This window comes from Streptomyces sp. NPDC002104 (assembly GCF_053593795.1).
The window spans coordinates 315,920-340,439 of sequence record NZ_JBSFDF010000001.1 but is presented as its reverse complement, the minus strand read 5'-3'; the positions used below and the strand labels follow the sequence as shown (position 1 = coordinate 340,439).

General features: G+C 73.9%; 23 protein-coding genes. 9 read left to right on the top strand and 14 right to left on the bottom strand.

Annotated features, from left to right (window positions below):
• Positions 1-5: 5 nt before the first annotated feature.
• Positions 6-1,487, bottom strand: a complete 1,482-nt coding sequence (locus tag ACWCP2_RS01480; RefSeq protein ID WP_450906536.1) for an LVIVD repeat-containing protein — start codon at positions 1,485-1,487, stop codon at positions 6-8.
• Positions 1,488-1,572: 85 nt separating this feature from the next.
• Between ACWCP2_RS01480 and ACWCP2_RS01475 the strand changes: the two genes are divergently transcribed.
• The gene (locus ACWCP2_RS01475) at positions 1,573-2,226 is read left to right on the top strand and encodes a DUF305 domain-containing protein (protein ID WP_450906535.1); all 654 of its coding nucleotides are present in this window, start codon (positions 1,573-1,575) and stop codon (positions 2,224-2,226) included.
• Positions 2,227-2,278: 52 nt separating this feature from the next.
• Positions 2,279-3,634 carry an FAD-dependent oxidoreductase gene (locus ACWCP2_RS01470; RefSeq protein WP_450906534.1) on the top strand — a complete coding sequence of 452 codons (1,356 nt, stop codon included), beginning with the start codon at positions 2,279-2,281 and terminating at the stop codon, positions 3,632-3,634.
• Between the two features lie 62 nt (positions 3,635-3,696).
• On the opposite strand, the gene ACWCP2_RS01465 is transcribed toward ACWCP2_RS01470, so the two are convergent.
• Both ACWCP2_RS01465 and ACWCP2_RS01460 read right to left on the bottom strand, forming a co-directional pair.
• Positions 3,697-4,044 (bottom strand): ArsR/SmtB family transcription factor, encoded by a 348-nt coding sequence (locus ACWCP2_RS01465; RefSeq protein WP_450906533.1) that lies wholly within the window; start codon positions 4,042-4,044, stop codon positions 3,697-3,699.
• Between the two features lie 119 nt (positions 4,045-4,163).
• Entirely contained in the window at positions 4,164-5,264 is a 1,101-nt protein-coding gene (locus tag ACWCP2_RS01460; RefSeq protein WP_450906532.1) for an NADH:flavin oxidoreductase/NADH oxidase, read from the bottom strand.
• Between the two features lie 258 nt (positions 5,265-5,522).
• Between ACWCP2_RS01460 and ACWCP2_RS01455 the strand changes: the two genes are divergently transcribed.
• Positions 5,523-6,614 carry a WD40/YVTN/BNR-like repeat-containing protein gene (locus ACWCP2_RS01455; protein ID WP_450906531.1) on the top strand — a complete coding sequence of 364 codons (1,092 nt, stop codon included), beginning with the start codon at positions 5,523-5,525 and terminating at the stop codon, positions 6,612-6,614.
• Positions 6,615-6,670: 56 nt separating this feature from the next.
• Here the strand turns inward: ACWCP2_RS01455 and ACWCP2_RS01450 are convergent, their stop codons facing one another.
• Positions 6,671-8,287, bottom strand: a complete 1,617-nt coding sequence (locus ACWCP2_RS01450) for a YfbK domain-containing protein (protein WP_450906530.1) — start codon at positions 8,285-8,287, stop codon at positions 6,671-6,673.
• A 287-nt stretch (positions 8,288-8,574) separates the two neighbouring features.
• Here ACWCP2_RS01450 and ACWCP2_RS01445 point away from each other — a divergent pair, with 287 nt between their 5' ends.
• From ACWCP2_RS01445 to ACWCP2_RS01435, 3 genes are all read left to right on the top strand, one after another.
• Positions 8,575-9,219, top strand: coding sequence for a dihydrofolate reductase family protein (locus ACWCP2_RS01445; RefSeq protein ID WP_450906529.1), 645 nt, complete (start codon positions 8,575-8,577; stop codon positions 9,217-9,219).
• A 43-nt stretch (positions 9,220-9,262) separates the two neighbouring features.
• Complete coding sequence (locus ACWCP2_RS01440) at positions 9,263-9,949, top strand: uracil-DNA glycosylase (protein WP_450906528.1); 687 nt, start codon at positions 9,263-9,265, stop codon at positions 9,947-9,949.
• Positions 9,950-10,082: 133 nt separating this feature from the next.
• On the top strand, positions 10,083-10,997 hold the full coding sequence (locus tag ACWCP2_RS01435; RefSeq protein WP_450906527.1) for a sirohydrochlorin chelatase: 915 nt from the start codon (positions 10,083-10,085) through the stop codon (positions 10,995-10,997).
• Between the two features lie 120 nt (positions 10,998-11,117).
• Here the strand turns inward: ACWCP2_RS01435 and ACWCP2_RS01430 are convergent, their stop codons facing one another.
• From ACWCP2_RS01430 to ACWCP2_RS01420, 3 genes are all read right to left on the bottom strand, one after another.
• A complete protein-coding gene (locus ACWCP2_RS01430; RefSeq protein WP_450906526.1) occupies positions 11,118-12,206 on the bottom strand; it encodes a lactonase family protein in 1,089 nt (362 codons plus the stop codon).
• Between the two features lie 81 nt (positions 12,207-12,287).
• Positions 12,288-13,445 carry a nitric oxide synthase oxygenase gene (locus tag ACWCP2_RS01425; protein WP_450906525.1) on the bottom strand — a complete coding sequence of 386 codons (1,158 nt, stop codon included), beginning with the start codon at positions 13,443-13,445 and terminating at the stop codon, positions 12,288-12,290.
• Between the two features lie 256 nt (positions 13,446-13,701).
• Complete coding sequence (locus ACWCP2_RS01420; protein WP_450906524.1) at positions 13,702-13,986, bottom strand: hypothetical protein; 285 nt, start codon at positions 13,984-13,986, stop codon at positions 13,702-13,704.
• A 150-nt stretch (positions 13,987-14,136) separates the two neighbouring features.
• Here ACWCP2_RS01420 and ACWCP2_RS01415 point away from each other — a divergent pair, with 150 nt between their 5' ends.
• A complete protein-coding gene (locus ACWCP2_RS01415) occupies positions 14,137-15,162 on the top strand; it encodes a helix-turn-helix transcriptional regulator (RefSeq protein WP_450906523.1) in 1,026 nt (341 codons plus the stop codon).
• Here ACWCP2_RS01415 and ACWCP2_RS01410 read toward each other — a convergent pair.
• The 4 genes from ACWCP2_RS01410 to ACWCP2_RS01395 form a co-directional block, all read right to left on the bottom strand.
• On the bottom strand, positions 15,136-16,659 hold the full coding sequence (locus ACWCP2_RS01410) for an FUSC family protein (RefSeq protein ID WP_450906688.1): 1,524 nt from the start codon (positions 16,657-16,659) through the stop codon (positions 15,136-15,138). The genes ACWCP2_RS01415 and ACWCP2_RS01410 overlap by 27 nt on opposite strands.
• Positions 16,660-16,936: 277 nt before the next feature.
• Positions 16,937-17,365: a universal stress protein gene (locus ACWCP2_RS01405; RefSeq protein ID WP_450906522.1), complete on the bottom strand. Its 429-nt coding sequence runs from the start codon at positions 17,363-17,365 to the stop codon at positions 16,937-16,939.
• A 95-nt stretch (positions 17,366-17,460) separates the two neighbouring features.
• Positions 17,461-19,032 (bottom strand): APC family permease, encoded by a 1,572-nt coding sequence (locus ACWCP2_RS01400; RefSeq protein ID WP_450906521.1) that lies wholly within the window; start codon positions 19,030-19,032, stop codon positions 17,461-17,463.
• A 71-nt stretch (positions 19,033-19,103) separates the two neighbouring features.
• Positions 19,104-19,781: a histidine phosphatase family protein gene (locus ACWCP2_RS01395; RefSeq protein WP_450906520.1), complete on the bottom strand. Its 678-nt coding sequence runs from the start codon at positions 19,779-19,781 to the stop codon at positions 19,104-19,106.
• A 70-nt stretch (positions 19,782-19,851) separates the two neighbouring features.
• Here ACWCP2_RS01395 and ACWCP2_RS01390 point away from each other — a divergent pair, with 70 nt between their 5' ends.
• Together ACWCP2_RS01390 and ACWCP2_RS01385 are read left to right on the top strand one after the other, a co-directional pair.
• Positions 19,852-20,580, top strand: coding sequence for a YoaK family protein (locus ACWCP2_RS01390; protein ID WP_450906519.1), 729 nt, complete (start codon positions 19,852-19,854; stop codon positions 20,578-20,580).
• Between the two features lie 77 nt (positions 20,581-20,657).
• A complete protein-coding gene (locus ACWCP2_RS01385; protein ID WP_450906518.1) occupies positions 20,658-21,245 on the top strand; it encodes an RNA polymerase sigma factor in 588 nt (195 codons plus the stop codon).
• Here the strand turns inward: ACWCP2_RS01385 and ACWCP2_RS01380 are convergent.
• The 3 genes from ACWCP2_RS01380 to ACWCP2_RS01370 all read right to left on the bottom strand — a co-directional run bounded on the left by ACWCP2_RS01380 (position 21,145) and on the right by ACWCP2_RS01370 (position 24,453).
• Positions 21,145-22,347: a MerR family transcriptional regulator gene (locus ACWCP2_RS01380; RefSeq protein ID WP_450906517.1), complete on the bottom strand. Its 1,203-nt coding sequence runs from the start codon at positions 22,345-22,347 to the stop codon at positions 21,145-21,147. The genes ACWCP2_RS01385 and ACWCP2_RS01380 overlap by 101 nt on opposite strands.
• Positions 22,348-22,382: 35 nt before the next feature.
• The gene (locus ACWCP2_RS01375) at positions 22,383-23,804 is read right to left on the bottom strand and encodes a cryptochrome/photolyase family protein (RefSeq protein WP_450906516.1); all 1,422 of its coding nucleotides are present in this window, start codon (positions 23,802-23,804) and stop codon (positions 22,383-22,385) included.
• Positions 23,805-23,901: 97 nt separating this feature from the next.
• Positions 23,902-24,453 (bottom strand): putative immunity protein, encoded by a 552-nt coding sequence (locus ACWCP2_RS01370; RefSeq protein WP_450906515.1) that lies wholly within the window; start codon positions 24,451-24,453, stop codon positions 23,902-23,904.
• Between the last annotated feature and the right edge of the window lie 67 nt (positions 24,454-24,520).

Genomic DNA, 24,520 nt, shown 5'->3' with positions numbered 1-24,520 from the left:
TCGCGTCAGTGGTACTCGGGCTGGGTCTGCACGTTGAGCCGGTCCAGCCGCACCCACTTGGCGCTGTCGGTGCGCCAGTCGTCGAGCCGCAGCACGTCGAGGCCCTTGACGATGTCGTTCGAGTAGATGTGACCGTTGTAGTAGTACGCGGACCAGGAACCGCCGAGACCGAGCTTGTCGGTGGTCAGCGGGCCGCGCTCGAAGTAGGCGATCTCCTTCGGGCGGGTGGAGTCGGTGAACTCCCAGACGGAGATGCCGCCCTGGTACCAGGCCTGGACCATGATGTCGCGGCCGCCGCCGACCGGCACGAGCGAGCCGTTGTGGGCCACGCAGTTCTCGGTGTCGGCCTGCGGGCGCGGGATCTTGAAGTAGCTCTTGAAGACGAGCTTGCGCTGGTCGCCGCGGCCCGTGATCTCGTAGATGCCGTCGGCTCCCCGGTTGGGGCCGGTGGCCTCGTTGCAGGTGGCGCCGCCACCGCCGCCCAGCTCGTCGGTGAACACCACCTTGTTCGCGCGCTCGTTGAAGGTGGCCGAGTGCCAGAAGGCGAAGTTCACGTTGTCCTGGACGCGGTCGATGACGCGCGGCGCCTCGGGCTTGCTGATGTCGAAGAGGATGCCGTCACCCATGCAGGCGCCCGCGGCGAGGTCCTTCGAGGGCAGCACGGTGATGTCGTGGCAGCCGGTGGTCTTGGAGACGCCCGGGTTGGTGGGCGCGCCCGGGTTGCCCCCGTCGGGGAAGAGGACCGGGAAGGCCACGACCGCGGCCTGGGTCGGCTGCTTCCTGGGGACCTTCACGATCGAGATGCCGTCGTGCGGCGGCTGGCAGTCGGGGAACGCCTCGCTCGGGTTGTACGAGGAGACGTAGAGGTAGTCGTCACGGCCGCCCGGCACCAGGGTGTGGGTGTGGGAACCGCAGGGGGTCTCGACGGACTTGATGTACTTCGGGTTCTTCTTGTCCTTGATGTCGAAGATCTTGATGCCCTCCCACGAGGACTTCTCCGTGGCGGGCTGCGAGACGCTGTTGCAGGAGTCGTCGCTGCGCGAGGAGTCGGTGGACAGGAAGAGCAGGTCCCCGTCGACCGAGATGTCGTTCTGCCCGCCGGGGCAGAGCACTTCGGTGACCTTCTTCGGCGCCCTGGGGTTGCCGATGTCATAGATCACGAAGCCGTTGTAGTTGCCCGCGTAGGCGTACTTGCCCTGGAACGTCATGTCGGAATTGATCTGGTTCACATCGGTGCTCGGGATGTTGGCCAGGGGTTTGATGTTGCGGCTGTGGACGATCTCGTCCTGGCCGGGTATCTCACCGGGTGCCAGTTCCCGTCCCGCGCCCGCCGCGGTGGCGGCGCTCTGCGGCGCACCCGCGCCCGGGATCAGGTCTCCCGGGTCCGGGGTGGCGGCCGCGGGTCCGGCCGCCAGTAACGAGGTGAGGAGTCCGGCCGCAGCCACGGCCACTCCCAGGGATGTGCGCCGCGCTCTGCTGGTGTGCATCGAGGTCACTGTGCCCTCCCAAAGGTCCGGTCGGTTCCGCCCGTGGTGGGAACGGAACGCGGACCCCGGCAGTATGGTCCTTTGCATGGACATGGCGAAAGTCTCACTCGGGCGAATCGTCGGAGCGGCCCTGACCCTCGGGCTCCTGCTCCCCCTCACCGGCTGCACCGACGGCGGCGCCCCGGACACCGCGGGCGGGGGCAAGCCGGCGGTGATCGCCCCGGGCAGACCCGGCGAGAAGGCCCGCACCCTCTCCCCCGAACAGGCGGCGAAGGAACTTCCCGACGACAGCCCCAACGCGGCGGACCGAGCGTACGTGCGGAACATGATCGAGCACCACGGGCAGGCGCTGACCATGAGCGCGCTGGCCCCCGACCGGGCCTCGGCCGACGGGGTCAAACGGCTCGCCGAGCGGATCGCGGCCGCGCAGAAGCCCGAGATCGGCGCGATGGAGGGATGGACGGCCCGCAACCCGGCGCCGAGCGCCGCCGCCGGGGGCCACGACCACGCGGCGATGCCCGGAATGGCCACCGAGCAGCAGCTGAAGGAGCTGGCCGGGGCCAGGGGGCCGGACTTCGACCGGCTCTTCCTCACCCTGATGACGGCCCACCACGAGGGCGCCCTGAAGATGACCGGCGAGGTCCTGGCCGCGGGCAACAACGCCGCCGTGGAGGAGATGGCCAACGAGGTGGCGGCCACCCAGAGCGCCGAGATCCACCGGATGCGCGCGATGGGCTGACGGCCCCGGCACCCGGTGTCATGCTGGGAGCACCTGCGGGAGGAGCTCCGCCGTGCTTCGTATCGCCGTCGTCGGATCGGGCCCCAGCGGGGTCTACGCCGCGCAGACACTCGTACAGCAGCGTGAGGTGCCGGGGATCCGCGTCGACGTGCTCGACCGGCTGCCGGCTCCGTACGGACTCGTGCGCTACGGGGTGGCCCCCGACCACGAGAAGATCAAGTCCCTCCAGGGCAGCCTGCGCACCGTGCTGGAGGACGAGCGGATCCGTTTCCTCGGGAACGTCGAGGTCGGCGGGGACGCCCTGCCCACCGCCCGGCTGCTGGAGCTGTACCACGCGGTGGTCTACTGCGTCGGCGCGGCACGGGACCGGATGCTCGGCATCCCCGGCGAGGACCTCGCCGGGGTGCATTCCGCCACGGCCTTCGTCTCCTGGTACAGCGGCCATCCGGACGCCGCGGCCGAGGCGTTCGGGCTGCCCGGGGTGGACGCGGCGATCGTGGTCGGCGCCGGGAACGTGGCGGTCGACGTGACGCGGATCCTGGCCCGGGGCGTTCCGGAGCTGGCCCCCACCGACATGCCGCAGCCGGCCCTGGGCGCGCTCGGCGCCAGCGGGGTGCGCACGGTCCACATGGTGGCCCGGCGCGGGCCCTCCCAGGGCAAGTTCACCACCAAGGAGCTGCGCGAGCTGGGCACGCTGCCGGGCGTGGACACCGTGGCCGACCGGGCGGAACTGGCCCTCGACCCGGCGTACGCGGACCCGGCCGCGGCCCTGCCCGCGGTCAACCGGCGCAACGTGGAGGTGCTGCGCGGCTGGGCGGCGGCTCCCGCGAGCGGCGGGGACCGGCGGATCGCGCTGCGGTTCTTCCTGCGCCCGGTGGAGGTGCTCGGCGGCCCGGACGGCCGGGTCACCGGGATGCGCTTCGAGCGGACGGCCCCCGACGGCCTGGGCGGGGTCACGGGCACGGGGGTCTACGAGGACGTCCCGGCGCAGCTGGTCCTGCGTTCGGTGGGGTACCAGGGCGTGCCGCTGGACGGGCTGCCCTTCGACGAGCGGCGCGGTACGGTCCCGCACGCGGCGGGCCGGGTGCTCCGCGAGGGCCGGGCCTCCGTCGGCGAGTACGTGGCGGGCTGGATCAAGCGCGGCCCGACCGGGGTCATCGGCACCAACCGGCCCTGCGCGAAGGAGACGGCCTCCTCCCTGCTCCAGGACGCGGGGGCGCTGGCCCGGCGCGACCGGGAGCGGGACCCGCTGGAGGCCCTGCGCGCGGCGGGGCTGCGGCCGGTCCGGTGGCCGGGGTGGCTGGCGATCGAGACGGCGGAGGCGGAACTGGGGCGCTCCCTGGGCCGGCGCTCCGTCAAGATCCCGGACTGGGCGGGACTGCTGGCGGCGGCGGGCGGCACGGACTGACCCGCCGGGGGGGCCGGGATCTAGGGGTCCGAGTCCGGAGCTCCGGGGCCCGGGAACCCACGTCAGCCGGCGTCGCGCGCCTGCTCGGCGGCGGCCGCCGCGAGGACCCCGTCCAGGAGCCCGGGGAACAGTTCCGCCAGCTCCGCGCGGCGCAGCCCGTTCATCTTGGCCGTGCCGCGGTAGCACTGGCGCACGACACCGCTCTCGCGCAGGACCCGGAAGTGGTGCGTGGTCGTGGACTTGGTGACCGGGAGCTCGAAGTACGAGCAGGCCAGCTCGGCTTCCGTGGCCGCGAGATCGCGGACGATGGAGAGCCGGACCGGGTCGGAGAGGGCGTGCAGGACCCCTTCGAGCCGGATCTCGGTGGCCTCGGGGTGGGCGAGGACACGGGCCGCGTCACGTTCCGTCATGTCCGTACTCCACTCGCTGGGTGATGCCTGGTCTGCGCCTCCATCGTACGAGAGTCATCGTAGGAGCGGAGCCGAACGGCGGGTGCGGTGCGGGACCCCCGTCCCCGCACCGCGCCGGTTCACCAGGAGCGGTGGTACTGCTCGGGCGTACGGATCCCCGCGCCGAGCTCGACGGCCGCGCGGCGGGCCCAGAACGGGTCGCGCAGCAGCTCCCGGCCCAGCAGGACGGCGTCCGCCTCGCCGTTGGCCAGGATCTTCTCGGCCTGCTCCGGCTCGGTGATCAGGCCCACGGCGGCGACCGGGAGGGTGGTCTCGGCCTTGACCCGGGCCGCGAAGGGCACCTGGTAGCCGGGGCCGACGGGGATCGTCACTCCGGGGGCGAGGCCGCCGGTGGAGACGTCGAGGAGGTCCACTCCGTGCTCCTGGAGCAGCCCGGCCAGCCGGACGGTCTCGTCGGCTGTCCAGCCGTCCTCCTCCAGCCAGTCGGTGGCGGAGATGCGGAAGAACAGCGGCAGCTCCTCGGGCCACACCGCCCGTACGGCGTCGGTGACTTCGAGGGCGAGACGGGCGCGGTTCTCGAAGGATCCGCCGTACTCATCGGTGCGCTTGTTGCTGTGCGGGGAGAGGAACTCGCCGATCAGGTAGCCGTGGGCGCCGTGGATCTCGACGACCTGGTAGCCGGCGTCGAGGGAGCGCCGGGCCGCGGCCGCGAACTGCCGCACCACGTCCTGGATCTCACTGACCGTCAGCTCGTGCGGGACCTGGTGGTCCGGGGAGAACGGCACGGGGCTCGGGGCGCTGGGCAGCCAGCCGTGCGCCTCGGGGCCGACGGGCCGACCGCCCTTCCAGGTGCGGTCGGTGGAGGCCTTGCGGCCGGCATGGGCGAGCTGGATGCCGGGGACCGCGCCCTGGCTCTTGACGAAGGAGACGATCCGGCGCAGCGCCTCGACCTGGGTGTCGTTCCAGATGCCGAGGTCGTACGGGGAGATCCGCCCCTCGGGGGAGACGGCCGTGGCCTCCTGGACGATCAGGCCGGTGCCGCCGGTGGCGCGGGCCGCGTAGTGCGCGAAGTGCCAGTCGTTGGCCGCGCCCGCGTCCGGGCCGGAGGGCTCGGCGCTGTACTGGCACATCGCGGCCATCCACACCCGGTTCGGGACGGTGACCGAGCGGATGGTCCACGGCTGGAACAGCGCGGTGAAGGATGCGGGGGCAGCACTCATGAAGGTCTCCAGAGACGACTGGAAGCGCACCGGTAATCGGCGCCGCTAAGTACGAGATTCACCGTACTACGAAATCTCTCGTAGTACGAGACTCTTCGTATGACCGGGGTGACAGAGACGGGCGTCGGTGACGGAGACGGGCGTCGGGGACGGGCGTCAGGGACAGCCCTCACGCGCGGCGCCCTGCCGCTGTCAGTGGCCGGGTGCAGACTGGCGGAAAGCTGCCGTGCAGGACAAAGACGTCCGGAGGTGTCGGCCATGACCGACGTGCTACTGCTCGCGGGAACCCGCAAGGGACTGTTCATCGGCCGCCGGGGCGCCGGCGGCACGTGGGAGTTCGGTGAGCCGCACTTCAACGCCCAGGCGGTCTCCGCCGTCGCCATCGACCGGCGCGGCGGCGCGCCCCGGCTCCTGGTCGCCGGGGACAGCACCCACTGGGGGCCGTCCGTCTTCACCTCCGACGACCTGGGCGCGACCTGGCAGGAGCCCGCCGCGGCCGCCGTGAAGTTCCCCGAGGACACCGGAGCCTCCCTGGAACGGGTCTGGCAGCTCCATCCGGCCGGCCCCGAGGCCCCCGGCGTGGTCTACGCGGGGACCGAACCGGCGGCGCTGTTCCGCTCGGCCGACCGCGGCGTGTCCTTCGAGCTGGTCCGCCCCCTGTGGGAGCATCCGACCCGGGACAGGTGGGTCCCGGGCGGCGGCGGCGAGGGCCTGCACACGGTGATCACCGATCCCGGCGACCCGGACCTGGTCACGGTCGCGGTCTCCACGGCCGGGGTGTTCCGGACCACGGACGGCGGGGCGAGCTGGGCCCCGTCCAACCACGGGGTCTCGGCGGTGTTCCTGCCCGATCCGGATCCCGAGTTCGGCCAATGCGTGCACAAGATCGCCCAGGACGCCGGGGACACCGACCGGCTGTACCTGCAGAACCACTGGGGCGTCTACCGCAGCGACGACGCCGGGGCCCGCTGGACGGACATCGGCTCCGGCCTGCCCTCCGACTTCGGCTTCGCGGTGGCCGCCCACCCGCACCGGCCGGGCACCGCCTACGTCTTCCCGCTCAACGCCGACATCGACCGCGTCCCGGCGGAGCACCGCTGCCGGGTCTTCCGGACCCGGGACGCCGGCGCGACCTGGGAACCCCTGACGAAGGGCCTGCCGGACGGGGAGCACTACGGCACGGTGCTGCGCGACGCCCTGTGCACGGACGACGCGGACCCGGCCGGGATCTACTTCGGCAACCGCAACGGCGAGCTGTACGCCAGCCACGACGACGGGGACAGCTGGCAGCTGCTGGCCGAGCACCTCCCCGACGTCCTGTGCGTACGGGCCGCCGTGCTGAACGGCTAGGCCGTCTCCGGAAGAGACGGCCAAGGCCGGCCGGCGGCCCGTACGCACCTCCGGCCTCAGCCGGTGAGCCCCCGGGCCTGCTGCACGGCCTGCGCCAGGTCCCGTACGGCCGGGTCCTCGGTGCTCCCGGCCAGCCGGTCCGCGTGCCCGGCCAGGCTCCCCAGCGGCAGGGCGCCCGGCACGCGCTCCCAGCCGCCGTCGCGCTCCCGCAGGGCGGAGGCGAAGTAGGCGGCCACCGCGGTGACCTGGAACCGCGGGGACGCCGCGCTCCACACGTCGCCGGACAGGGCCGCCGCCTCGATCGTGCCGGACTCCTCGTGCGGGGCGCGGGTGCGCGGGTCCAGCCAGCGCACCGTCGCCGTCGCCAGGTGTCCGCCGGCGCCGGGGCGCAGCCGGACCGCGTAGAGGGCGGTCACCGAGTGGCCGGAGCCGACCTCTCCCCCGTCGACCTTGTCGTTCCTGAAGTCGCCGTCGGCGACGCGGCGGTCGTCGTAGCCGATCAGCCGGAACTTCTCGACGGTCTGCGGATCGAAGGCGACCTGCGCCTTCGCGTCACGGGCCCGCAGCTGCACCTGTGCCGGGAGGTCCTCGCAGAACACCTTGCGGGCGCCCTCCGCGTCGGAGACGTAGGTGGTGTGCCCGTCGCCCCGGTCGGCGAGCTGTTCCATGAAGGCGTCGTTGTACTCGCTGCCCACGCCCACGCCGAACAGGGTGATCCCGTGCCGGGTCCGGGCTTCGCCGATCCGGTTCAGGATGGTGTCGGCGGAGGTGGCGCCGTTGTTGGCCAGGGCGTCGGAGAGCAGGACGACCCGGTTGGTGGCCCCGGGGCGCAGCGACTCGACGGCGACCTCGTACCCGCGGGTGACCCCGGCCTCCACGTTGGTCGAGTCGGCGGTGCGCAGTGCGGAGATCACCTCGTGGATGCGGTCGCGGTTGCCTTCGACGCGGGTCATCGGCAGCCGGGTCTCGGCCTTGCCGCTGAAGGTGACGACGGCGACGGAGTCGTCCTCGCGCAGCCGGTCGGTCATCAGGCCCATGGAGCTGCGGACGAGGTCGAGGCGGCCCGGCTCGGCCATGGATCCGGAGATGTCCACGACGAAGGTGAGCGCCGCGGGCGGCCGGGCCTCGGCGCCGTCCGCCCCGCCGCTGCCGACCCGGGTGGCGAGGCCGACGCGGACCAGTGACCAGTTCTGCTCGGTGGTGCGGGCTCCGTCCACGGTGACGGAGAAGCCGTCGCCGTCGGGCTGCGGATAGTCCTGCCGGAAGCTGTTGACGAACTCCTCGGGGCGCACGGTGGCGGGGTCGGGGAGCTTGCCGTCCGCGAGGGTGCGGCGGGCGTACCCGTAGCTGGCGGTGTCCACGTCGAGCGCGAAGGTGGAGAGGTAGTCGGCGGGCGGTCCGGTGGGGAGCCGCCCGTCGCTCTCCCCTTCGGTGGCGTCCGTACCGGGGCGGCTGGCGGACGGCCGCGGCCGGGCGTCGCCGCCCTTCCACTCCCCGTCGGCACTGCGGTTCGAGCCGCCGCTCCCGCATCCGGCCAGCAGGAGGCCGCCGGCGAGGACCGCGGCGGTCAGTCTGCCGGGGGTTCTCCACCGGGCCGGGCGGCCCCTGCGGGGTGCGCCGGAGGCGGCGGACGTGCGGGTCGTGCCGGGTGGGCGGTCCTCGTGGGTCTCCATACGGTCTCCCTCGAACGTCATCGGTGTTGAATGGGACGTCCGGGACGAGGAGTTGGAGCAATCGAACCTGTTGCGAACAGATATCGAAGCGACAACGGGCGCCGGGCCCTCCGGCCGCGTGGCGATCAGTTCCCGGCCGCGTCGCGATCAGTTCCCGGCCGCGTCGCGATCAGTTCCCGGCCGCGTGGGGATGAGTTCCCGGCCGCGTGGCGATGAGTTTTCGGGCGCCGGAAGGTCTATCCCTTGACGGACACATCCGACGGCAGCCGACTCACCGGGAGCACGCCATGGGCCTCATCCACATCGAGCTGTTCGCGACCCTCGACCTCGTCGGGCAGGCGCCCGGCGGACCCGACGAGGACCCGGTGGGGTTCCCGTTCGGCGGCTGGCAGGCACCCCTGCTGGACGAGGTCACCGGGGCGCAGATCGCGGCCGCGTACGAGGGCACGGACGCCCTGCTGCTCGGCCGGCGGACGTACGACATCTTCGCCGCCTACTGGCCCCACCAGAAGGGCGGCGAGGACGGCGACATCGCCACGCTCTTCAACGGCGTCCCGAAGTACGTGGCCTCCCGCGGCCGGCCCGACCTCTCGTGGGCCGGGTCCACCCTGCTCGGCCCGGACCTCGCCGGCGCGGTGCGCGAGATCCGTGACCGGCACGAGCACATCAAGGTCGTCGGGAGCCTGAACCTCGTCCAGACGCTCCTGCGCGAGAAGCTCTTCGACCGGCTCGACCTCTGGGTGCACCCCCTCGTGCTCGGCGTCGGCAAGAAGGTGTTCGACGACGGCTCCGTGCCCACCAGCCTCACGCTCCTCGCGCCCCCGGCCACCGGCACCAAGGGCACCGTGTTCCTGCGGTACGGGCTCGCCGGCGGCACTCCCGCGACGGGCGACATGAGCGCTCCCGGCCGCGGCGTCGCAGAGGACGCCTGAGGGTGGCACCGGGCGGCGGACTGGGCCAGTAGAGTGATCGACCGTGGCAGCACGACCGTTGAACGAGATCGTCGAGCCGGGCTGGGCCCGGGCTCTGGAGCCGGTGGCGGCGCAGATCGCCGCGATGGGCGACTTCCTGCGCGCGGAGATCGCGGCGGGCAGAACCTACGTACCGGCGGGGGCGAACGTGCTGCGCGCGTTCCAACAGCCCTTCGACCAGGTGAAGGTGCTGATCGTCGGGCAGGATCCGTACCCGACGCCGGGGCACGCGATCGGCCTCTCCTTCTCGGTGGCCCCCGAAGTCAGCCCGTGGCCGCCGAGCCTCGACAACATCTTCCGCGAACTGCACGCCGATCTCGGTACGGGCAAGCCGCGGAACGGGGATCTGACCCCGTGGACCCGGCAGGGCGTCCTGCTGCTGAACCGCTCGCTCACCACCGCCCCGCGCAAGCCCAACGCCCATCGCGGCAAGGGCTGGGAGGCGGTGACCGAGCAGGCCATCCGCGCGCTCGCGGCCCGCGGCACGCCCCTGGTGTCGGTGCTGTGGGGGCGCGAGGCGCGCAACCTGCGGCCGCTGCTGGGCGATCTGCCGGCCGTGGAGTCGGTGCACCCGTCCCCGATGTCAGCGGACAACGGGTTCTTCGGGTCGAGGCCGTTCAGCAAGGTCAATGACCTGCTGGTCCGCCAGGGAGCGCAGCCCGTGGACTGGCGGCTTCCCGCCACGGGCTGACGGGAACCGTCACCGGCCGGGTGACCGGAGAGGCGAACGGTATCTGACATTCCCCGGATAAATACGGACAGATGCCGCCGGAGAAGGCCCTGCCCGAACACCCGGTTTCGATAAACCAGTAGCATGCGGCGCCATGAGCTCCCCCACTGGGCCCGCAAATGGCCTGCCCGTACGAATGCCGCGACCCCGCCAGACCGGACGGCACCGCCGGCCCGAGCCCGCGGTGGCGCCCGAGGGCGCGCCCGCGCTGGTGCTCGCCGTGCCCGGTGCCCCCTCTGCCTCCTCGCGGGGGATCGCGGAAGAGATCATCAGCATCGGCCGCTCCGAGCTGCCCGGCCTGGACGCCCGGGTCGGTTTCCTCGACGGTGACGACGCCACCGAGTTCCCGTCCCTGTCGGGCGTGCTGGACACCGTCGCCCAGGACCGCGCCGCGCGCGCGGAGGCCGCCCGCGCCGCCGGGCAGGAGGTGCCCGCGCCGACCGGTCCGGACGCCGTGGTCGTGCCCCTGCTGGCCGGCCCCGACGGGGATCTGCTGCGCCGCATGCGCCAGGCCCTGATGGACTCCTCGGCCGCCGCCGAGCTCGCCGACCCGCTGGGTCCGCACCCGCTGCTCGCCGAGGGGCTGCACGTACGGCTGTCCGAGGCCGGGCTCGCCCGCGCCGACCGGGCCAGGCTCTTCAGCGTGACCACGGCCGCCGACGGCATCGTGCTGGCCACCACCGGCGGCGAGGAGGCCGTGCAGGCCGCGGGCATCACCGGCATGCTGCTGGCCGCCCGCCTCGCGGTGCCGGTGATGGCTGCCGCGCTGGACGAGGAGGGTTCGGTGGCCGCCATCGCCGACCAGCTCCGCCGCGAGGGTTCGACGCAGCTCGCGCTGGCCCCGTACCTGGTCGGCCCGGAGGCCGCCGAGGGACTCCTCGACACCGCCTGCAAGGAGGCCGGCTGCAGCGCCGCCGAGGTGCTCGGCGCGTACCCCGCGCTCGGCAAGCTGGCCGTCGCGCAGTACTCCGCCGCCCTCGGGATCCCCCAGGGCGCCGCCGCCCACTGACCTCCCCCGGCTCATGCCGTACGTACGAGGGCCCGCGCCCCGGACCGTTCCGAATCGAACGAGCCGGGGCGCGGGCCCTCGTACGTACGGCGCTCCGGCGCGGGCCGGTGACGTGTGCGGTCAGCCGAGGACCACGCACGTGGCGGCGGGCACGGCCACCGCGCCGGCCCGGCGCGGCTCGCCGGTCAGCTGGTCCACGTCGAACCAGGTGACGTCGCCGGAGCGCTCGTTGGCCGCGTACAGCCGGCGCCCCGAGGGGTCGGCGGCGAGGTCGCGCGGCCACCTGCCCCCGCACGGCACGGCGCCTGTGAGCAGCGGCTTCTCCGCCCCTCCGGCCAGGGAGAGGGTGACGATCGTGTCGGCTCCGCGGACGGCCGCCCAGACGAAACGGCCGTCGGCCGAGGCCACGATGGCCGAAGGGTAGGCCGCGGGGGCCCCTGGAGCGCCCGTTGAGGCGACCGGAACCTCGCCGACCGGTTCCAGTGCGCCCGACTCCCCGTTCCAGCGGCAGACGGTCAGCTGCGGCTCCAGCTCGTGCAGGACGTAGACCACCTCGCCGGAGGGGTGGAACGCGAGGTGCCGGGGGCCGGTGCCCGCGCGCAGCGCGGTCTCGGTGTGGAGGACCGGGGCGCCGGTGGCGGGGTCGAGCGCGCAGACCCGTACCGAGTCGGTGCCGAGGTCGACGCTGAGCACCCAGTGGCCGCCGGGGGCGGGCAGCACCTGGTGGGCGTGCGGGCCCCGCTGCCGGCCGGAGTCGGGGCCCGAGCCCTGGTGGGCCAGGACGGCGGCGGGGCCGCCGATCGAGCCGTCGGCGGCGAGCGGGAGGCTGCTGACGCTGCCGGAGGTGTAGTGGGCGGTCAGCAGCCGGCGCCCGGCCACGCTGAGATGGGTGGGGCCGGAGCCGCCGACGCGGACGGCCGGGCCGAGGGGGACGAGTCCCCCGGCGGTGGTCCGGAAGGCCGCCGCGGCACCCTCTTCGACCTCGCTCACGGTGTACAGCACGCCGGTGGCGCGGTCGTGGGCGAGGTACGAGGGGTCCGCGACGGCGTCCGTGGCCGAGAGCGGGGTCAGCGCTCCGGTGGCCGGATCCACGGCCGCGGTGGTGACACCGCGGCCGCCCCCCGAGGTGAACGAGCCGATCCAGGCCAGGTGTCCGCCGCTGCCGGCCGTACGGTCCGTACGTCCCGCACCACTGTCCGCGTCGCCCACGGGAGACCCCTCTCCGCCGTTCCGGATCCTCCCCCAGCCAACGCTGGGAGGTACCCCCTGGGAGCGACGGTAGCAGAAGGTCTAGACCAAATCCCGTCCCTGGGCCCGTTCCTGGGCGCCGGAGTGGTGGACGTAGGCGGTCGAGCTCGGCCGGTCCTCGTAGGTGCGGTGGAAGACCGGGGTCGCCGAGCCGGAGATGGGCGGCACGATCCAGGACCAGTCCGCGCCCACGTCACGGCCCTTGCGCTCCTCCTTCTCCAGGTGGGTCAGGAAGCGCCGGGACTCCGTGTGGTGGTCGGCGATGGTGACCTCGGCCCGGTCGAAGGAGTGCAGCACCGCCCGGTTGAGCTCGACGAGGGCGCGGTCCTTCCACAGGGAACGGTCGCTGGCGGTGTCGAGGCCCATGCGGCGGGCGACCGCGGGCAGCAGGTTGTAGCGGTCGGTGTCGGCGAGGTTGCGGGCGCCGATCTCCGTGCCCATGTACCAGCCGTTGAAGGGGGCCGCCGGGTAGTGGATGCCGCCGATCTCCAGGCACATGTTGGAGATCGCGGGTACGGCGTGCCAGCGCAGGCCCCAGTCCGACCAGCCGTCACCGCCGGCCGCTCCGTCGGGGTGCTCGATGGGCACCTCCAGGACGGCGTCCGGGGGGACGTCGAACCAGCGGGGTTTGTCGTCGACCCCCTGCACGACCAGCGGAAGGAGGTCGAAGGGGGTGCCGGGGCCGCGGGACCAGCCCAGGGCGAGCAGGGCGCTCGTGAGCTCGGCGTTGCGGGCGTCGCCGACGGTTATGGAGTGGTGGTCGCCGTAGCCGGCGTACCGGACCAGCTGCTCGCTCCAGATGACCGGTCCGGGGCGGTCCGGGGTGTCGGGCGCGAAGACCGTGATGGTGGGCCGGACCCGGCCGCGGTTGGTGGCCTCGCGCAGGTGCTCGAAGCATTCCTCGGCGATCCCGTCGGCGTCGGCGACCCCGCGGCGGTCGCGGACGCGCAGCGAGTTCCAGTAGAGCCTGCCTATGCAGCGGTTGCTGTTGCGCCACGCGACGCGGGCGCCGTGCTCCAGCTCCTCGGAAGTGTGCCGGTACGTGCCCGTCTCGGCGAGCTCGTCCCGTACGGCCGCGAGACGCTCGCGCGGATCGCCCCCGCCCGCACTGGCGGCGTGCTCCCTGTGGAACAGCCGGATGAACTCCTCGGCCGCTTCCCACACCTCGGCGGTGCTGGAACGCTGTTGAAGTATTTCCATTCCGGGCGGTTACCCCCTGTCCGATCCGACCAGGTCCACCCCGCGCGCCGTGAACGGGCGCCATGCCGGATGAATGCGCAATGAACCATCACCCGTTGTACACGCCGCAGGTCAGCGGCGTACGGAAGGCGCGCCCGGAACACTCCTCCGTGTGATCTTCATCGATCGGCCTGCGAACGGGACTTGGGGAGACGTACCATCCGCGGCAACGTCGCCCGCCGGCCGTCCCGTTGGCCGTCCGGTCGCGGCGAACCGCTCAGATGCGCGCCTCGTCGTGGATCACGCGGACCGCGGCGGTGGCGGCCACCACCGCGGAGCGGGCGGAGCCCAGCGCCTCGCGGGCCGCGTCCAGGCCGCCCTCACGGGAGAGCAGGGCCGCGGCGTCACCGGCGCAGTCGATCAAGTGCAGTGCCGCCCGGGCGAGTTGCCCGTCGGATCCGTAGGCCTCGTCCACGGCCTTGCGCGCCCGGGCCAGCAGGTCCAGGGCCTCGGTCAGGGCCGCCTGCGCGGTACCCCGCTCGGACTCACTGTCTCGTTCCACCGTCGCCACTCCCGCCACCGGTCATGTGGGCCATTGCGCGATCACCAGGCAGGAAGGATCCTGCCGTTCCCCTTCCCCGCGGCCAACGGGGCCGGGGCATCCTGATCTTGCATTGCCGGAACAGGAAGACGGAACGGGAGAGGGGTCCGGATGAACACCGACAGCGCACGGCCCGACGGGGAGGCCTGCACCTCGATCTGCGGTGACTGCGCGGACGGTTACCGCAGGGCATTACGGGAGGGCGGCCTCTCGGGGACCGTCCCGGACTGCCTGATCGCCTTCGGGCTGCTGCGCACACCGGAAGGCTCCGCCGACCACCTCCCGGTACCGCCCTCGGTCGCCGCGATCGCCCTCGCGCGGCCCATCAAGCGGGCCATCCAGGAGCAGCGGGCCGCGCTCGACACCCTGATCGCCTCCCTCTCCCCGATGGACGCCGTCTACCGGCACGAACGTCAGCGCCACAAGGCCCACGTGCAGCCGCTGATCGGCCGCGAGGTCATCGACACCGCCGTCCGGGGAGCCCTGGAGGCCTGCGCGCAGGAGCTGCTCAGCGCGCATCCCGAGGGCGGCCGCCCCTCCGGCGCCCTCGCCGGCGCGCTGCCGCGCGATCTGGCCCTGGCCGGCCGGGGAGTCCGCCAGCGCACGGTCTACGGGCACACGGTGCGCGCGCACGCTCCGACGCTCGCCCACATGGAGCGGATCACCCAGGAGGGCGCCGAGGTACTGACCTCGGGCGAGGGGTTCGAGCGGCTGATCGTGTGCGACCGGTCGGCCGCCTTCATCGCGGTGCTCGCCCGGAGCGGGCAGGAGGCGTACGCCCTGGAGATCCGCGAACCCGGCCTGATCCAGTACCTCGTGCAGACCTTCGAAGGCGTCTGGGAACGGGCGGTGCCCGTCGAGTTCGAGCCGACGGGACACCGCCCTCCCCGGCTCACCGACGACATCCAGCGGGCCATCCTCGAACTCATGGTGCGGGGCCACACGGACGAGGCCATTTCCCAGCGCCTCGGCCTGAGCACCCGCACCATCGGCGCACACATCAAACGCGCGGCGACCCGGTTCGCGAGCCGCAGCAGGGCCGAGCTCGGTTTCAGCCTCGCCAAGGCCGGGGTCCTCGACTCCGGCCGGGACGTGCCCGGTCCGCCGGGGTCAGGCACCCACCAGCGGGGCGCGTGACGCGGTGCGCAGGGGCCCGTCGAGCTGCGCGAGGAGCCGTTCCAGACCGTGCAGGTGCGCCAGCGCGGGCTCCGCGGCGGGCTTCGCCGGATTCGCCGCCTGCGCGGCCGGGCCGCGCCCCGCCTGCGGTGCGCGTTCCGCCTCCGGCGCCGCGTCCGGCGTCAGCAGCGCCTCCACGGCGGCCTCCACGCGCCAGCACGCCGCCGCGAGCCGGGCGTCGTGGCTCGCGTCCGGGTCCGCCGCCACCGCGACCAGCCCGCGGACCTCCACGGCGCACTCGTCGAGCAGCGCGAGCACCCGGCGGGCCCGGGCCTTGCGGCCGCGGTAGGGGCTCATCGGGTGCACGAGCGGAGCCAGCGAGAGCCGTACCCGGCCCAGGAACAGCTCCAGTTCCGCGGCGTGCGGCGCGGGGTCGGCGACCGGTGAGCCGGCGAGCCGGGCCGCGGCCTCGGCCGTGCAGGTGCGCACGCAGCGCAGGGCGCGCTGGATCCACATGTCGTTGGTCGCGTGGGTGGTCACCGGGAGCACCAGGATCACGGCGAGCCCGGCGCACACCGCGCCGACGGCCGTCTGCTCCAGGCGCAGCACGAGCAGACCGGGATCGAGCACGCCCAGCAGCCCGTAGAGCAGGCCGGCCATCACGGTGACGGCCAGCATCATCCAGCTGTAGGACACGGCGGCGGTGTAGAAGATCCCGAAGACGCAGAGCGCCACGAGGACGGCCGTGGGCGCCGGCGCCCCGTCCAGCGGGATCGCGATCAGCAGGCCCACGCCGATCCCGAACACCGTGCCGAGGACCCGGCGGAAGCCGCGCACCAGGGTCTCGCCGCGCGAGGCGGTGTTGACGAAGATCCACCAGGCGGTACCGACCGCCCAGTACCAGCGGTCCTGCGACAGGGTCTGGCCGATGCCCAGCGCGACCGCGCAGGCGGCGGTGGCCTGGAAGGCCTGGCGGGTGGTCGGCCGGGCCAGGCCGGTCCCCGGCGCCGCGGGCGGTACGGCGGCGGGCGGTACGCGGCGCTCGATCGGCCACAGCACGAACCGCACGGCGGCGGCCGACAGGAGGGCCAGTCCCACGGCCGCGAAGAGCTCGGGCAACTGGGCGGGCCGGGCGTGCAGGAACTGCGTGACGAAGAAGTTCATGAAGGCGAAGATCCCGAGGGCGTGGCCGCGCACCCCCCACCGGCGGGCGTAGACGCCGGCGAACACCACGGCGACGAAGGCAGCGTCGCGGGCGAGCGGTACGCCGTGCAGGGTGGTGGCCAGGGCCAGTACGGGGAAACCGGCGGCCGGCAGCAGGGCGGTGGTCACCCGCTGGGCGCGCACGGTGGCGTCCGTCACCGTGAAGAGGGCGAGCAGGGCCGCCAGTCCCCCGGTGATCGACGCGACGAGCGAGAGCCCGCAGAGCTCGGCCACGGCCACCGCGAGCGCGACGCCGATGACGGCCCGCGACGCGTTCCTGAGTCTTGCCCGCCCCGGATCCGGAGCCACGAACATCCTCTTCACGGCGGTGTGCCGCCCCCCTTGCGATGGAGCACGCCGGGCCCGCTGCCGCCCGGGGGTGGTGGGCGGTTCACGGGCACGGCGAAGGCGCCACGGTCCGGAGCGGCCTCGTTGCCGTCCGGCGCTGCGTGGCGCCGTAGATACATGGATAGGACACAGATAAGCATCCGCAGGGGCAATGGCTCAACTCGGACCGCGATGAATGGGCCATTGGTACGGGCCAGAGCGGCGATCTTCGGCCATGGACGGACCAACGGACCCGCGCGGCGGCTCAGTCCCCGTGGGCGTGCTCCGTCGGGACGCACAGGACCGGGACCGGGGAGAGGTGCAGGAGTTTGTGCGGGGTGGATCCGAGCAGGGCGCCGCGGATCGGGCTGTCGCCCCAGCTCCCCACGATGATCACCCGGGCGTGGTGCTGTTCGGCGGCGGCGAGCAGTGCCTGGGCCGGCTTCTCGTCGGCCACCACGACCGTGGACGGCACTCCCGCCTCGTCGGCGGCCTCCACGGCCCGCGAGAGCGCGCTGCGGCCTGCCTCCCGTACGGCCTCCCGGTGCGCGCGGTACTCCTCGCCGGTGGGGCCGGGGGCGGCGGCACCGTAGACGAGGACGAGCGGCTCGCCGAAGGCGGCGGCCACCTCCAGGGCCACGCGCAGGGCGCGCTCGGCGCCGGGCGACTCGTCGTACCCGAGGACGACGGACATCGGGGCTCCTCTCCTGCAGGGGTTCGGCCGATCAGGGATTCGGCCGATCAGGGATTCGGCCGTTCAGGGGCTCGGCAGATCGGCGCTTCGGCCGTTCAGCGCTTCCTGACCGCGTGCACGAGGGCCGGGTCGGCGACGCCGCGCCGCTCCTGCCAGAAGCGGCCGTCCCTGATCCGCCAGAAGCACATGACGAGCACGCCGGTGACGGCGATGCCGATCCCGATGACCAGCGGCGGGCCGAGGCCGAACCAGGAGACTCCGCTGGCGGAGTTCTCCGGGTTGGACATGTCGCCGACCGACTGCACGAGCAGCCAGGCCAGCAGGCCGGCGCCGACCACGGGGCCGAGGCCGATCAGCAGGAAGTTGTGCACGCTCTCCAGCAGGTGGCGCCGGTAGTAGACGGCGCAGGCCAGGCCCGTGAGCGCGTAGTAGAAGGAGATCAGCAGGGACAGGGCGGTCAGGGAGTCCAGGAGGGCGTTCTCGCTGATCTGGTTGACGGCGAGGTACCAGACGATGGCGATGCCGGCGACCCACCAGGTGCTCACGTCCGGGGTCCGGAACCGGGGGTGGATGTGCGCGAGGTGCGGCGGCAGGGCGTGCCGGCGGGCCATGGACAGGGCGGTGCGGGAGGCGGGGATGATCGTGGTCTGGGTGGAGGCGAGGGCGGAGGTGCAGACGGCGAGCAGGACCATCCAGTCCCAGCCGCCCATGACCTCGTGGGCGAGGACGGCGAAGACGGCCTCCTCCTCGCCGGCGTTCTCGGCGAGGAAGCTCGTCCCGGCGTAGCCGACGACCGCGAAGCCGACGGACAGGTACGTGACCAGCAGGACGACGGTGGACCAGATGCCGGCCTTGCCGGGTGCGGTGGCCGAGTTCTCGACCTCCTCGGTGAGGTTGACCGCCGACTCCCAGCCCCAGTAGATGAACACGCCGAGCAGCAGTCCGCCGGTGAGGGCGGCGCCGCCGGCGCCGAAGGGGTTGAGCCACTCGATCGCGGGTCTGGTGCCGTCGAGGCTGCTGGTGCCGGCGTAGACGCGGTACAGGGCGACCACGGCGAAGACCAGCAGGAAGAAGACCTGGGCGAGGATCAGGACGTCCTGGAGCCGGGCCGACATCTCGGTGCCGATGACGCAGACGGCGGTCATGGCCAGGATCACGACGACGGTCAGGGTCTGGCGCAGTGCCTCGTTCGCCGCCCAGCCGTCGAGTCCCGCGGCGAGCAGGCCGAAATGGACGGCCACGTCGGCGAGCGAGCCGATGACGAGGACTCCGGTCATCGCGATGGCCCAGCCGCCGAGCCAGCCCGCCCAGGGGCCCATGGCGCGCGTCACCCAGGAGAAGGTGGTCCCGCAGTCCTGGTCGACCTTGTTGAGGTAGTAGAAGGCGGCGGCGATCAGCAGCATCGGGACGAAGGAGGCCAGCATGACGCCGGGGGCGTAGATGCCGGCGAGCGCGACGATCGGCCCGATGACCGCGGCCAGGGAGTAGGCGGGCGAGGTCGAGTTCAGGCCGATGACCAGCGCGTCGAGGAAGCCGATCGCGTTGGCCTTGAGCCCGGGTTCCTCCTCGGCCGCCGCGGCGTCCGGGGCCGTGCTCGTCCCCGGTTCCCGGTCCGGTGCCGGTGCCGGGGGCTCAGGGGGATCGCCGTCCGAGCCATCGTGGGCCATGTACGCATCGTCACGCAGACGGCGGCCGCGCGCGAGGCGGGGCGGCGGGCGCCGGGGGCGGGGACTGCCGGCTACTGCGGCGGGCGTTCCGGTTCGGGGACGGCCGTTCCCGGCGTCGGTGCGCCCGGGGTGGGCGTTCCCGGGGGCCGCACGCCCCAGGGACGCGAGTTCCAGCTCGCGATGACCGGCAGGCCGTGCTCCGTGGACAGCGCGCTGAAGGTGCCCGTCCGGAGCATGAAGAGCCGTCCCGCCTCGGGGGGCAGGCCGAGGTAGCGCGCGGTCAGCACCCGCAGCAGGTGCCCGTGGGCGACCAGGACGACATTGCCCCGGTCCTCGCCCAGTACCCCGGCCACCCGGGCCAGTACCCGGTCCGCGCGGGCGCCGACCTGGGCGGCGTTCTCGCCGGGGTGCTCCGCGTCCCCGGGCGGCACCCCGTCGGTCCACAGGGACCAGGACGGGCGCTCGCGCTGGATCTCGGCGGTGGTGACGCCCTCGTAGCCCCCGTAGTCCCACTCGTACAGGTCGGGGTCCGTGACGCCCCCGCTCAGGCCGGCGAGCTCGGCCGTGGCGGCGGCCCGCCGGAGCGGGCTGGTCAGCACCAGGGCCGGATGCTTGTCCCGGAAGTACGGGAAGAGCGAGATGGCCTCCTCTACCCCGTGCGGGGTCAGCGGGACGTCGGTGCGCCCCGTGTGCCGTCCCGTCGCGCTCCAGGCGGTCTCGCCGTGCCTCACCAGCAGCAGATCGCTCACCCTTCGGACCCTAGTGCCTGCGGCATGTCAGCGCCGGACGAGCGGGCCCGATCTGTCAGTGTCGGGGCTCATGAGCCCCGGTTCCTCCCGTACGACGCGGCCTCCGCTGACCCTCCTGCTGCTGGTGCTGACCGCGGTGACCGGGCTGACCGAGGCGGTCAGCCTGCTGGCGCTCGGGCCCGTGTTCACGGCGATGCAGACGGGCAACGTGCTGTTCCTGGCCTTCGGCGCGGCCCACGCGGGCCCGGTGCCCTCGCTGGCGCCCGCCGTCTCGCTGTCCGCGTTCGCCCTGGGTGCGGTGTGCGGGGCCCGGCTGGAGGCCTTCGTGGAGGGGCGGGGCCGGCGCTGGTTCGTGACCGGGCTGTCGGCCGAGGCGGTGCTGGTCCTGGCAGCCGCTGCCGCCGGATGGGGGCTGGCGCCCCGCTTCGGGGCTCCCGGTGCCCGGCAGCTGCTGGTCTCGGCGGCCCTGTCGCTGGCGATGGGGATCCGGAACGTGACGAGCCTGCGGGTGAACCTGGCCGGGGTGCCGACCACCCTGGTGACCCGCTCGCTGGCCTCCTTCCTCGGTGGCTCGGTCATCGGGCAGGACCGGGCCTTCGGGTACGGGACCGTGGCCTGGGTGCGCCGGGCGTGGTCGGTCGGCGCGATGTTCGCGGGCGGACTGGCCGGGGCGCTGCTCGTACGGACCGGCTGGCCGGTGGGATGGCTGCTGCTGCCAGCCGCCGTACTGATCCTGGCGGTGGCGCTGGTCTACCTGACCCAGCCGCTGATGCACCCCGGCGGGGAGCCATCCGGCTAAGCCCTCCACTGCGGTACGAAACCGATGCGGAAACGGTGCAAGTTGGCCAGGAGTGTCGTCCCCGCGAGGCTCGGGGCATGGACGAGCAGGACGACACCCGGCTGGCGGCGGGTTTCACGGCGGGCGAAGAGGACAGCGTGGCGGCGGTGTACCGGCGCTGGCGGCCGCTGGTGCACGCCCTCGCGCGGCGCTCGCTCGGCGACGAGCGGGAGGCCGAGGACGTGACCCAGCAGGTCTTCCTCGCCGCGTGGCGGGGCCGCGGCGGGTACCGGCCCGGACCGGGCGGTCTCGGGGCCTGGCTGACCGGCATCACCCGGCACAAGGTGGCCGACGCCTTGGAGGCCCGCACCCGGCGGGCCCGGGTGGTGCAGGCCGCCGCACGCGTCTGCGCACAGGCCCGGCCGGAGCCCGAACCGGGACCCGAGCGGGCCGTGGAACGGATCGTGATGCTCGGCGAGCTGGCCCGGCTGCCCCGGGCGCAGCAGCGGGTGCTGCGGCTGGCCTTCTACGCGGACCTGACGCAGTCGCAGATCGCGGACCTCACCGGGCTCCCGCTGGGCACCGTCAAGAGCCACATGCGGCGGGCGCTGCACGTCCTGCGGCAGTCCCTGGAACGCTCCCTGGAGCATTCCCTGGAGCGCGGGGTGCCACAACCGATTCGATGACCGCCACCCCCGAGCGCAGTCCGAACAGCCGCTCGGAGCGGGCTGGTTGGGATCCCGATCCGGCGCCCCAGCCGGGTCCGGCGAGCAGTAGTGCCGAGTGGCCTCGGGCGCCGCGCGGTCCCCACTCGATGCCCGCCACCGCCCTGGCCAGCGCGGCGTCCGCGGTCGTACGGGACTGCGCCCACAGGACGACGGCCCGCGGACCCGTCCGCCGGACGGCCTCGCACAGGGCGTCGGCGGGCAGAGCCGCGCCGAACATCCGTACCGGAAGGCCGCGTTCGCCGAGGGCGGCGGCCAGCGCCTCCATCGGGAGGCTGTGCAGCTCCCCGGGGGTGCAGGCCAGCAGGACGGGCGGGGCCGGGAGCGGCTCCGGGGCGGGGCGGATCCGGTGCAGGGCCGCGGAGACGTACCAGGACAGCAGGTGCTCGACCTCGACGTAACGCTCCCCCGCCGAAGCCCACTTGCGGCCCACCGCGTGCAGGGTCGGCGCGATGACCTCCTCCCAGGCGGTGACCGGGCCCAGCTCCGCGAGCACGGACGCCAGCAGGTCCTCCACGGCCGGCGCGTCCAGTCGTACGGCCGCCCGCGCGAGCCCCCTGCACTCCGGGCGGACGTCCCCGAGGCGCAGCGCCCGCGGGCCGCCGGGCGTCGCGGCGGCGGGAGCCTCGGCGGGCACCTCGGCGGGCGCCTCCGCCGGAGGGGTGTCCCGGGCGGCGCCGCGGGCCACCCGGGCCGCCTCGGACGGGGGTGCGCCCTGGGCGGTGAGGCGGCACATCAGCTCCAGCCGGGCGATGTCCGCGGGGGTCCAGAGCCGGTGCCGGCCCGCTTCGCGGCGGTCCGGGCCGATGGCGTAGCGACGCTCCCAGGAGCGCAGCGTGGTCGGCGAGACCCCGAGGCGGCGGGCGACGGCCCCGGTGCCGAGGCCGACGGGCGGGGCCTGCGGCTGGGGCTGGTCCTGCTGCTGGCCCTGCTGCTGGCCCTGCTGCTGGCCCTCGGGCTGGCCCTCGGGCTGGCCCTCGGGCTGGCCCTCGGGCTGGTCCTGGGCCTGGGCCTGGTCCTGCGGCTGGTGCCGGTCCTGCGGTCGCGGGGGTTCGGGCTCCACCTCTCCACCGTACGGCGAGGCGGACCGCCGGGCGCTCACCCCGGCCCCGCGCGCCCCGCGGAGCGCGGCTCGGGCCCGTCCGCGGAATCCGGCCCCGCCTCGCGGCCCCTGCGGAAGCGGTCGAGCCCGTCGGCGAGGCCGACCACCGGGTCGGGATAGTCGTAGGCGGCCCGTTCCAGGCCGGTGAGCCGCCAGGGCTCGTGCACGCGGGGGGCGGGGAGTCCGGCCAGTTCGGGGACCCAGCGGTGGACGTAGCCGCCGTCCGGGTCGTAACGCAGGCCCTGGCGCACCGGGTTGAGGACCCGGTTGGGGCGGGTGTCGGTGCCCGTGCCCGCCGCCCACTGCCAGTTGAGCTGGTTGTTGGCGAGGTCCCCGTCGACGAGGAGCTCCATGAAGTGGCGGGCTCCCACGCGCCAGTCGACGTACAGGGTCTTGGTGAGGAAGCTCGCCACGAGCAGCCGGCCTCGGTTGTGCATCCAGCCCTCGTGGGCCAGTTGGCGCATCGCCGCGTCCACGACCGGGTAGCCGGTGCGGCCCTCCTTCCAGGCCCGGATCTCCTGCTCGGCGGCGGGCCCGGTGCGCCAGTGGTCGCCGCGGTCCCGGTAGTCCGCGGCGGCGGCCGCGGGCCGGGCGGCGAGCACCTGGTGGTGGAAGTCGCGCCAGCACAACTGCCGTACGAAGGCCTCCGCGCCGGGGCCGCCGGCCGCGTTGGACCGGTGGACGGCCTCGGTGGGCGAGAGCGTGCCGAAGTGCAGGTGGGGGGAGAGCCGGGAGGTGGCGTCGCCGGCCAGGTCGTCGTGGATCTCGGAGTAGCGGTCGATGCCCGAGCGCAGCCACTTGGCCAGCAGCCGGCGCGCCTCGGGCTCGCCGCCGGTGGCGAGCCCCGGGGAGGTGCCGGTGACGGCGGCGCGCTCGGGCAGCGGATCGGAGCGGATCGCGTCGGGCACCGCGACGGCGCGCGGCGCGGGCGCGGCGGCCCGCAGGGGGTGGTCCGCCCAGCGGCGGTGGTACGGGGTGAAGACGGCGAAGTGGTCGGAGCCGGCTCCGGTGGGGGTGACCGCCCCCGGGGCGACCGCGGTGATCACCGCGTCGTGGACGTGGAACCGCCGCCCCTCGGCCTCGAGGGCCTCGCGCAGCCGCTCCTCACGGGCATGGGCGTAGGCGCTGACCCCGGCCGCCATGTGCACCTCGTCGGCGTCGGCCTCCCGTACGACCTCCATCGTCGCGGCGACCGGATCGCCGGACCGTACGACGAGCCGGCCGCCGCGGGAGCGGAGCCCGGCGTCGAGGCCGGCGAGGCAGTCGGCGAGGAAGGCGAGCCGGTTGGGCGGGGCGGGGACCGCCGGGTCGCGCACGAAGAGCGGCACCACTTGGGCGGAGGAGGAGAGGGCGGCCCGCAGCGGCGGATGGTCGTGCAGCCGGAGGTCGGAGGTGTAGAGGACCACCGCGACGTTCATGGGGTTCGCTCCGCGTGGGGAAGGTGGGTACGGGCTGTCGTGAGGTACTTCCGCCCCGGCCCCCCTTCCGGATGCGGTGGGCACCGCGGCGCGCTCCTCAGCCCCCGGCCGGCCGGGGCGTGCGCAGGGAGGCGTCCAGGAGGGTCATGAGCCGCGCCGTACGGCTCTTGCCTGTCGGGGCCGTCGGATACCTGTTCAGGACGTCGATCAGGACGGGTGTGGCGCGCCCGCGCGCCTCCTCGATCAGCCGCAGCCCGACGGCGGGATCGTCGTCCGCGTCCAGTTCGCCGACGCGTGCCGCGCTCGCGGCGGCCCTCAGGATGTGTTCCACCTGGGTGGCTTTCGCGATCGGGTGGAGGTAGGCCGCCGCCGCGGCGTCTCCCGCGGCGCGCGCGGCGAGCCGTGCGGCCTCCGTGGGCGCTTCCTTCGCCGCCCGGTGGGCGTCCAGGGAGGTGACGCGCTGAAGGTTGCTCCTCCTGGCGCCGCTGACGAACTCCCCCGCGGCGTCGACGGCCGCACGGGGCCGGGGATCGCCGGGCACGGCTTCCTCGAACACGTGGAGAACCTCCTCGGCGCTCTCCAGGACGTAGCGCGCGACGACGCGCAGTTCGTCCATGGTCAGTTCGAAGTCCCCGGATCCGTTCGTCACGGCCGCGATTCTTCCATCGCACGGCCGCCCGTGGTCCGGGGACGGGACCGGCGGGCCGCCTGCACGG